This is a genomic window from Natroniella acetigena, from assembly GCF_023227745.1.
Classification (GTDB): Bacteria; Bacillota; Halanaerobiia; order Halobacteroidales; family Halobacteroidaceae; genus Natroniella; species Natroniella acetigena.
The window spans coordinates 44,459-52,417 of the sequence record NZ_JALKBX010000013.1 but is presented as its reverse complement, the minus strand read 5'-3'; the positions used below and the strand labels follow the sequence as shown (position 1 = coordinate 52,417).

Annotated in this window: 8 protein-coding genes; 7 read left to right on the top strand and 1 reads right to left on the bottom strand. The window is 30.6% G+C overall.

Annotated features, from left to right (window positions below):
- Positions 1-427 precede the first annotated feature (427 nt).
- Positions 428-1,846 (top strand): DNA cytosine methyltransferase, encoded by a 1,419-nt coding sequence (locus tag MWH25_RS04860; protein ID WP_248626449.1) that lies wholly within the window; start codon positions 428-430, stop codon positions 1,844-1,846.
- 26 nt (positions 1,847-1,872) lie between these two features.
- On the opposite strand, the gene MWH25_RS04855 is transcribed toward MWH25_RS04860, so the two are convergent.
- Positions 1,873-2,382 carry a hypothetical protein gene (locus tag MWH25_RS04855; protein WP_248626447.1) on the bottom strand — a complete coding sequence of 170 codons (510 nt, stop codon included), beginning with the start codon at positions 2,380-2,382 and terminating at the stop codon, positions 1,873-1,875.
- A 268-nt stretch (positions 2,383-2,650) separates the two neighbouring features.
- Here MWH25_RS04855 and MWH25_RS04850 point away from each other — a divergent pair, with 268 nt between their 5' ends.
- The 6 genes from MWH25_RS04850 (at position 2,651) to MWH25_RS04825 (ending at position 7,856) form a co-directional block, all read left to right on the top strand.
- Entirely contained in the window at positions 2,651-2,812 is a 162-nt protein-coding gene (locus MWH25_RS04850; protein WP_248626445.1) for a site-specific integrase, read from the top strand.
- Between the two features lie 128 nt (positions 2,813-2,940).
- The gene (locus MWH25_RS04845; RefSeq protein ID WP_248626443.1) at positions 2,941-3,078 is read left to right on the top strand and encodes a hypothetical protein; all 138 of its coding nucleotides are present in this window, start codon (positions 2,941-2,943) and stop codon (positions 3,076-3,078) included.
- A 21-nt stretch (positions 3,079-3,099) separates the two neighbouring features.
- Entirely contained in the window at positions 3,100-3,276 is a 177-nt protein-coding gene (locus MWH25_RS04840) for a hypothetical protein (protein ID WP_248626441.1), read from the top strand.
- Between the two features lie 332 nt (positions 3,277-3,608).
- Positions 3,609-5,051 carry a hypothetical protein gene (locus MWH25_RS04835; protein ID WP_248626439.1) on the top strand — a complete coding sequence of 481 codons (1,443 nt, stop codon included), beginning with the start codon at positions 3,609-3,611 and terminating at the stop codon, positions 5,049-5,051.
- 486 nt (positions 5,052-5,537) lie between these two features.
- A complete protein-coding gene (locus MWH25_RS04830) occupies positions 5,538-5,690 on the top strand; it encodes a hypothetical protein (RefSeq protein ID WP_248626437.1) in 153 nt (50 codons plus the stop codon).
- Between the two features lie 198 nt (positions 5,691-5,888).
- Positions 5,889-7,856 carry a sigma-54-dependent Fis family transcriptional regulator gene (locus MWH25_RS04825; protein ID WP_248626435.1) on the top strand — a complete coding sequence of 656 codons (1,968 nt, stop codon included), beginning with the start codon at positions 5,889-5,891 and terminating at the stop codon, positions 7,854-7,856.
- Positions 7,857-7,959 lie beyond the last annotated feature (103 nt).

The following is a 7,959-nucleotide window of genomic DNA, read 5'->3' as shown; positions in this document are numbered from 1 at the left end:
GCTGTCTAATTCAACCTAAAACCTTTACTAATTTTAAGTTTTATTTGTATTTGTTTTCAAATTTCAAAAATTGACCTTGGGGAAACTATACCCTAAAATTAAGTTCCAAATTTTTACTTGACATAGGACGTCTATATTGAATTATATTTATCAGTTCTAGATTTTTTGGCGGCAAGTGGGCGGCGAAAATTGTTAACAGTTTTTGACTGATTTTAAAGCTAAACTAAAAATGATTATTTTTCTAGTAAATAATTTTTCAGATTTGTAAGTTTGATTTGTTATTGATATAATTGATTATGGTTATTATAAGTTTAGTTAGAAATAAGAAGCAGGTAAAAAACAGAAATTGATTTTAAAGAGGTTAATCTGGGGTATATGATACTTTAGAAGAAAATAATTATTTGATTAAAAAATTAGGAGGGTTTGGATGAAAACCTACACTTATTTAGATTTGTTTTCTGGACCAGGTGGATTATGTACAGGATTTAAAAATGCTAATTTCAAACCGTTGATAGCAGTAGAATTTGAGGATAATACAGTTGAAACTTATGCAGCAAATCATAATGCTGAAATTTTGAAAATTGAAGAATTATTAGAAAATAAAGGAAAGTTAGAGAAGGTTTTAGCTGATGATGATAGGACATGCTTAATTCATGGAGATATTAGACAGGTTACTAATGAGATTATTTTAGAAATTCTATTGAAAAAGTTCAATACTAATAAAGTTGACGTAGTAGCAGGTGGCCCGCCGTGTGAGAGCTTTTCTTTAGCTGGCGATAGAAAAGAAGATGATGAAAGAAATGATTTATTTTCTAATATGTTGAGAATAGCTCATTGTGTTGAAAGTAAATTTTTGTTCTTTGAGAATGTGATTGGGCTTTTAAGTAAAAAAAGGAATGGGAAAAAAGGTGGTCAATTTGAATATATAATCAAAAAATTTGAAGAAGAACATGAGAAAACAGGAAATAGATATATATTAGCAAGTAAAGATCCACAAAAAGTTAAATTATTAGCAGCTGATTATGGAGTTCCACAAAAGCGAGAGAGAATATTTTTAGTAGGGTGTAATAGTAAATATGGAGATAATCCTTTTAATTATCCTAAAAAAACTCATGACATAGATGAAAATATTAAATCTCTTTTTGATTATGAGCAGAAGAATGACTCTAAAGAAAGATTAGAATATGTAACTGTTGAAGAAGCATTTTATGATTTACCCCCTATATTTAGTGGTGAAGGTGATGATCAAATAGATTATAAGAAAATTGATTACAGGAAAATGTTTGAGGAAGGGCAAATTAGTAAATCACATTATGAATACTTGAAATTTATTCGTGGAGATGAAGGATATATACCTGAACATATTGATTATAATAAAGAAAAAATAACCTTTCATAAAGCAGTGAATCATAGAAAGAGGATTCAAGCTAGATTTAGTTTTATAAAACAAGGAGAAGGATTAAAAAATGCTGGAGAAAGATTAATTTCTGAAGGGCGTGAAATGATAAGAAATAAATGGTTCCCAAAAAAATTATATAATGCTAGGAATAGAAGATTGAAATCTAACGAGCCATCATTTACAGTAACCTCACATTGCTTAGATGAGATGGTTCATCCTACTTTCCATAGGCAAATAACTCCAAGAGAGGCTGCTAGACTACAAACTTTTCCTGACTGGTATATTTTTAAAGGGAGTTATGTAGAATTTCATGGTAATGATGCACAAGATAAGTATGAACAAATAGGTGATGCTATTCCTGTATTACTTGTAAAAGCTTTAGCGGGAGATTTATATCAAGCTTTAGAAAAATTAGGAAAAACAACTAAAAAAGAAATTGTGATATAAAAAAAGAGGACGTACATCCTCTTTTTTTATATCTTTGTTATCAAAGTAACTAAGTCTTCAATTTGTAAAATATCATCTATTGTAGAAAAGTATTCTCTATCATTATCGCTTCTGACTTTTTCACGATTATTTTCTAAATTTCTTTTTTCTTTTTTAGTTTTACTTGGGCTACTTCCAAGTTGATTATCATTAGGAGCTACTACATAATATTTTATTTCTTTCCCCTTATTTCTATAATATTCCTTTACTCCATAAGCATCCCATAATTTTTGTTTTAATCTGTCATGCCTTATTGTAGTAGTATTGTCAATAACAATAATATCTCCATTATTTAATTCTATTTCAAAGTCGGGACTAAACTGACCACTTTTTCCATGGTATGAGCTATAATTATAACCAGGATAATTATATCTTGGTTCCTCTTCAAAAGAATTTATAAATCCTTTATCTTTGAGGTTTTGACATATTTGTTTTATCTCTCTGTTTAATTCACTACCATTTAATGATTTTGCTGAATTAGATTCTTGTTTTTCCATTAATTATCCTCCTTTTTCTAAATAACTTATGTTATATTAAATTATAATTGATTACAGTAAGTAAATCAATGTAGATATATGTATTAATTTAAGAAGATTAGACTCTAAGGAAGTTAGGTTTAGGTAGTGATTATAATACTAGATTTAATCTTGTGTTTTGTGAGGATAATGGTCGATATTGCAATCCTAACACAGTTACAAGGAGATTTAAGAGGGTGGCTAAGAGTATTGGCTTAGATGATGTTAAGTTGCATGATTTAAGGCATAAATGGTTAGCTTGATGTTGAAGGCAGGTGCTAATCCTAAGATAGTACAGGAGAGATTAGGTCATAAGTCGATTAAGCAGACAATGGATAGGTATAGTCATTTAAGCTTTGATTTACAGCAGGAAGCTGCTGAGGAGTTGTCTAGTTTGATTAATGGTGGTTAATATAAGACCTCTGGGTATTTTGGCTCAGAGGCGTTTTGAATTAATTAAAAAAATAGCAGGAGATGGTTGTTATTGTATAGAATAATATAAGAAACAGATCTAATTACCAGGAAAGGAGGAAAATGGTTATGGCTGATGAGAGTACAAAAGAGTTTTTAAAAGGTGCTGGTAAGGTAGCAGTAGGTCTTTTTGCAGCAGGAGTAGCTGTAGTTACTGGTAAGGGTGCTAAGAAGAACTTTGATAAATATGTAAATGGTAAAAAATAAGAGAAATGGGGGATGAAATTTATGTCTGATAAAAATGATTTAATGAAAGATGGTGTGAAGGAAGTTGCTAAAAAAGGATCAGATCTTTTTGATGGTATAGAGAAAAACCTTCCTAATACTCCATTTGATAAAGCAGGTAAATCTGTTGGTAAAAAAATATGTAAAGGAATTGATAAGATAGTTGATTCTTTATTTTAGAAGCTAACAATCGTAATGGTTGTTAGTTTTTCTTTTAAGTATATTAAGAATTTAAAATATTAATTACGTAATAATAAGTGATCTGTATTATCCCGTGTTGAATAGTGTCGGCGAGAGGAATACTGAGTAAAATATAATAAATTAAAAAATCCCTAAAACCTCAGTGGTAATAATGGTTCTTAGGGGTTGTTATGTTAGTGATTAATTTTAATGGTGCCGAAGGTGGAGTCATTGACTAGATTTTTGATATAATATTAAATAGTGTTGAAATGTATTATAATTTTTTATTTCATAAGGTTAAGAATTTTTATATTACATAAGGAGGTAGTAAAATGTTTTTTAAAAGAATAATAATTATTGGAGTAGTTTTATTATTGTTAGGATTGGTTGCTTGTGTTGAAAGATATGAGATTGAAACGGTAGTTAAGGGAGAAGGAGATATAATTATTTCTCCTGAGCAAGATACTTATGAACAAGGAGATGAGATAAGAGTTTTTGCTGAAATTCCTGATAGCCATAAATTAGTAGAGTGGTCAGGAGACTTATCGGGAACAGAGATAGAACAGCAAGTTGAAGTTAAAGATGATATGGTTTTTAAAGCTAAATTTGAACGACTTAATATTTGGGAGAGGGCTTTTGGAGTTTCCGAAAAAGATCTTTCATTTCAGGCGATTGAAAAAACTTCTGATGACGGTTATTTGTTAGTTGGTGGACCAGATTCATTTTTCAGAAGTGATGGTCTTTTTTATGCTTCTAATGTTGTTTCAGATGGTTATATCATTAAGATAGATGCCCAAGGAAATAAAGAGTGGAGTAGAAAATATGGTGCTGATCATTATGAAGGCTTTAAAGCAGTAGAAAGAACTAATGATGGCGGCTATATTGTAGTTGGATATACTGAAAGTTATGGTGAGGATAGACCAAGTGGATATCTTAGTAAAGAAGATAGGAAGAAGAACGGTTATGTTGTTAAGATAAATTCTTCAGGAGATAAAGAATGGAAGAAGTCTGTTGGCCCTTCTTCTGTTAATAATTGCTTTTATTCAATAAAAAGCACATCTGATGGAAACTTTATATTAGCAGGTGAAATGGATGCTAAAGGCTATATGTTAAAAATGGATGCGGATGGAAATAAAATTTGGGAAGAAATTTATAATAATATTGAAAAAAGTCTTTTTAATACCGTAAAAGAAGTACCCGATGAAGGTTTTGTCTTAGCTGGAACAGGAAGAAGAGATGGAGCATACCTACTTAAAACAGACTTAGATGGCAATGAGGTGTGGTCTAAGACTTTTGGAAATGAGTATGCTAATATTTATGATATAAAAAGAGTAGATGATAGTTATATTTTAGCGGGATATGACCGTGAGGATTATGGTTATAGTGATCTTGCTTATTTACTAAGCGTGGATTTAGAGGGCAATATAAACTGGTCTAAACATTATGATACTGGCGATTTCAGTTCATTTAAAGCAGTAGAAAAAATAGATGATGGCTTTAAAGAGGGTTTTATACTTGTTGGTAATATGAGTGGAAATGGATATGTCGTACGTACAGATTTAATGGGTAACGAAATGTGGTCTAATACTTATGGTGACAGAAATCTTGATTTGTTTTATGATCTAAAACCTTCTTCAGACTATGGATATGTTATAGCTGGTTTTTCTTATTCAATGGGAAATATCTTAAGTGATGAAAATATTGATAAGAGTGATGGCTATGTTATTAAGATAGACTACTTAGGTCATACAGGAGAACTAGAAATAGTTCGTTAATATAAGTTAGGTTTTTAAATATTAACTTACAAAAACATGACGATATCAATTGCTTGAATAATTTTTCAACTCTAACTAAAATAAGGTATAATAAAGTAGTAATTAGTAATAAATAAGCAAATTAAAAGTTTAGAGGTTATTTGATATTTGTTAGATTAAAAAGGGAAGGAAGATTAGATAGTGCTGACTATTTCGTTGACGAAATGTCGGCGAGAAGGAAACTTGAAGAAAATATCAGAAATCAGAAAACCCCTAAGACCTCAGTAGTAACAAGAGATCTTAGGGGTTGTTATGTTCGTTATTTAATTAAATGGTGCCGAAGGTGGGATTTGATCCCATATGATCGCAAGGATCATTGAATTTTAGAACTAAACAAGATATTTCTTGTTCTTTGGATATTTTTTATTGTAATAATCATAGTTCCATTCGAGGAACTATAATGTTTCTAAGTCCATGAAGCATATTTAAAAATATTTTTTGGAATAAATGCTGTTTTATTCCTTGCCTACTTCTTGTCCTCATAGACTTTTAGAGGAAGAAGCAATAATAAGCTATGCTTTAGAAAATCCAGATTTACGTCATAAAGTAAATAATAGTTACTTTGATTTAGGAGCAGATAGTTTTGCAGATGAATGGTAGATGAAAGAGAAAAAGAAGTATAGTGATTTTATATGGTTATCTATTGCAAAATTATCAAGGATTAATAAATCTTCAAGCTGTATGAACTAATGTAAAATTTATTATAACCTAATAATAAAGGGAATATTGATTATTATCGAGAAATAATAGTATAATAATTTAAATGATAAATACTGTAAGATAACAGGAGGTATTTTGATGGAAGAAAATTCCCCTTTCAAACCGGTAGTTTATAATGTTTGGTCTGATTTTATAGCAGGGAAAGATCTTGAACCCGAGAGTGTACGAGAGATAATTCTTGATTCTTGGAAAAGATGTTATGAATATGGAGTAGATCCACTAAAAGGCAAAGGGGCATGTATTAGTGATAAACAGTTAGAAGAGATCAGATTAAAGTGTAATAATTTAATTGATATAGCTAAACCTTTTATGTATGAAATTCATAATTTTGTGAAAGAATCGGGATTTGTTGTTGTATTAACTGATAAAAATGGATTTATTTTAGAAGTTGTTGGAGATCCTAATATTATAGAAAATGCTCAAAACTTAGGGTTTGTTAAAGGGGCTTTTTGGAGTGAAGAAAAAGTAGGGACTAATGCTATAGGTACAGCCTTAGAGGTTGATAAGCCACTACAGGTGGTTGCAGAGGAACATTTTTGTAAAGATCATCATTCATGGACATGTTCTGCTGCTCCTATACATGATAAAAAAGGTGAATTAATAGGGGTTTTGGATATGTCTGGCCCTTGTGAATTGGTTCATCCTCATACACTGGGAATAGTTGTAGCAGCAGTAAAGGCAATTGAAAATCATTTAAGAATTGAGGAGCAAAAGAATCAATTACAAGTAGCTAATGAATTTTCTCAAACAGTTTTAAATTCTATTTCTGAAGGTTTAATAAGTATTGATCAAGAAGGCTATTTAGTTAAAGTAAATAATACTGCAAAAAGAATTCTTGACTTAGAAGAGATGGATCTTAAAGGAAAGAAGGTTACAGAAGTATTAGGTAATGAGGTTAAAATTCTTGATGTTTTAGAGCAAAGAAAAGGTTATACAGATCAAGAAGTAGTTATTTGTAGAGGGGATAAAAGGATTCGTGTTACTTCTACTGCTCAACCAATTATTAATCAAAATGGAGAGATAATAGGAGTCGTGAGTACTTTTAAGAAATTAGAGGTTGTACAAAACCTGGTTAATAGAATGGTTGGTTCTCAAGCTAACTTTACTTTTAAGGATATAATTGGTGAAAGTTTAGCATTACAAGAGGCAAAGCGATTATCCCGATTGGCAAGTAGAAACTTTTCAAATATTTTATTATTAGGGGAAAGTGGGACTGGAAAAGAACTTTTTGCTCAGTCAATGCATAATTATGGTGATCATTGTAGAGGCCCTTTTGTTAGCATTAATTGTGCTGCTATCCCACAAAGTTTATTGGAAAGTGAACTTTTTGGTTATGAAGAGGGAGCTTTCACTGGAGCTCAAAGTAAGGGAAGACCAGGTAAATTTGAATTAGCTAATGGAGGAACATTATTTTTAGATGAGATTAGTGAGATGTCTCTGCAAATGCAGGCTAGTTTATTGCGAGTATTACAGGAAAGAGAGGTAGTTAGAATTGGAGGTTCTAAAGCAATTCCAATTGATGTAAATATTGTTGCTGCTAGTAATAGGGATTTAGAGCAAGAAGTAGAAGAGGGGAACTTTAGAAGAGATTTATTTTTCAGATTAAATACTTTTAGCATTGAACTGCCACCTTTAAGGGAACGAATAGAAGATATTCCTCTTTTAGTTGACTATTTTCTTCAAAAATTTTCTTCTAAATTGGGTGACAAAAAAATCTCAGCTAAGGCTTTGAAATTATTACAAAGTTACAATTGGTCAGGTAATATTAGAGAATTAGAAAATATTATTCAAAGAGGAATAGTATTAGCTGAAGATAGTAATCAAATTACGGTTAATCAATTACCAGAAAAATTATTAAAGCATGAGTCTATAGTTGAAAATAACGAGGGTCATAAGGTTCCTTTAATGTCATTAGAAGAGGTTGAAAGAAGAGTTATTAAAGAGGCTTTAGCTAAAACTGAAAATAATATTTCTCAGGCAGCCCAATTATTAGATATAGGTCGGTCAACTTTATATAGAAAGATAAATAAATATAAATTGAGTTAGTGTGTCAATTAGAGAAATCATAGAGCAGATGTCCCAGTCTAACACACTATAGTTAATCAGAATCTAATTAGAGGATAGTTACTTTTAAGTAGCTATTCTCTTT

Excerpts from the sequence above, each read along its gene's own strand:
- MWH25_RS04835 (WP_248626439.1), top strand. The coding sequence starts at position 3,609 with ATGTTTTTTAAAAGAATAATAATTATTGGAGTAGTTTTATTATTGTTA.
- MWH25_RS04845 (WP_248626443.1), top strand. The coding sequence starts at position 2,941 with ATGGCTGATGAGAGTACAAAAGAGTTTTTAAAAGGTGCTGGTAAGGTA.
- MWH25_RS04850 (WP_248626445.1), top strand. The coding sequence starts at position 2,651 with ATGGTTAGCTTGATGTTGAAGGCAGGTGCTAATCCTAAGATAGTACAG.
- MWH25_RS04855 (WP_248626447.1), bottom strand. The coding sequence starts at position 2,382 with ATGGAAAAACAAGAATCTAATTCAGCAAAATCATTAAATGGTAGTGAA.
- MWH25_RS04830 (WP_248626437.1), top strand. The coding sequence starts at position 5,538 with ATGCTGTTTTATTCCTTGCCTACTTCTTGTCCTCATAGACTTTTAGAG.
- MWH25_RS04860 (WP_248626449.1), top strand. The coding sequence starts at position 428 with ATGAAAACCTACACTTATTTAGATTTGTTTTCTGGACCAGGTGGATTA.
- MWH25_RS04840 (WP_248626441.1), top strand. The coding sequence starts at position 3,100 with ATGTCTGATAAAAATGATTTAATGAAAGATGGTGTGAAGGAAGTTGCT.
- MWH25_RS04825 (WP_248626435.1), top strand. The coding sequence starts at position 5,889 with ATGGAAGAAAATTCCCCTTTCAAACCGGTAGTTTATAATGTTTGGTCT.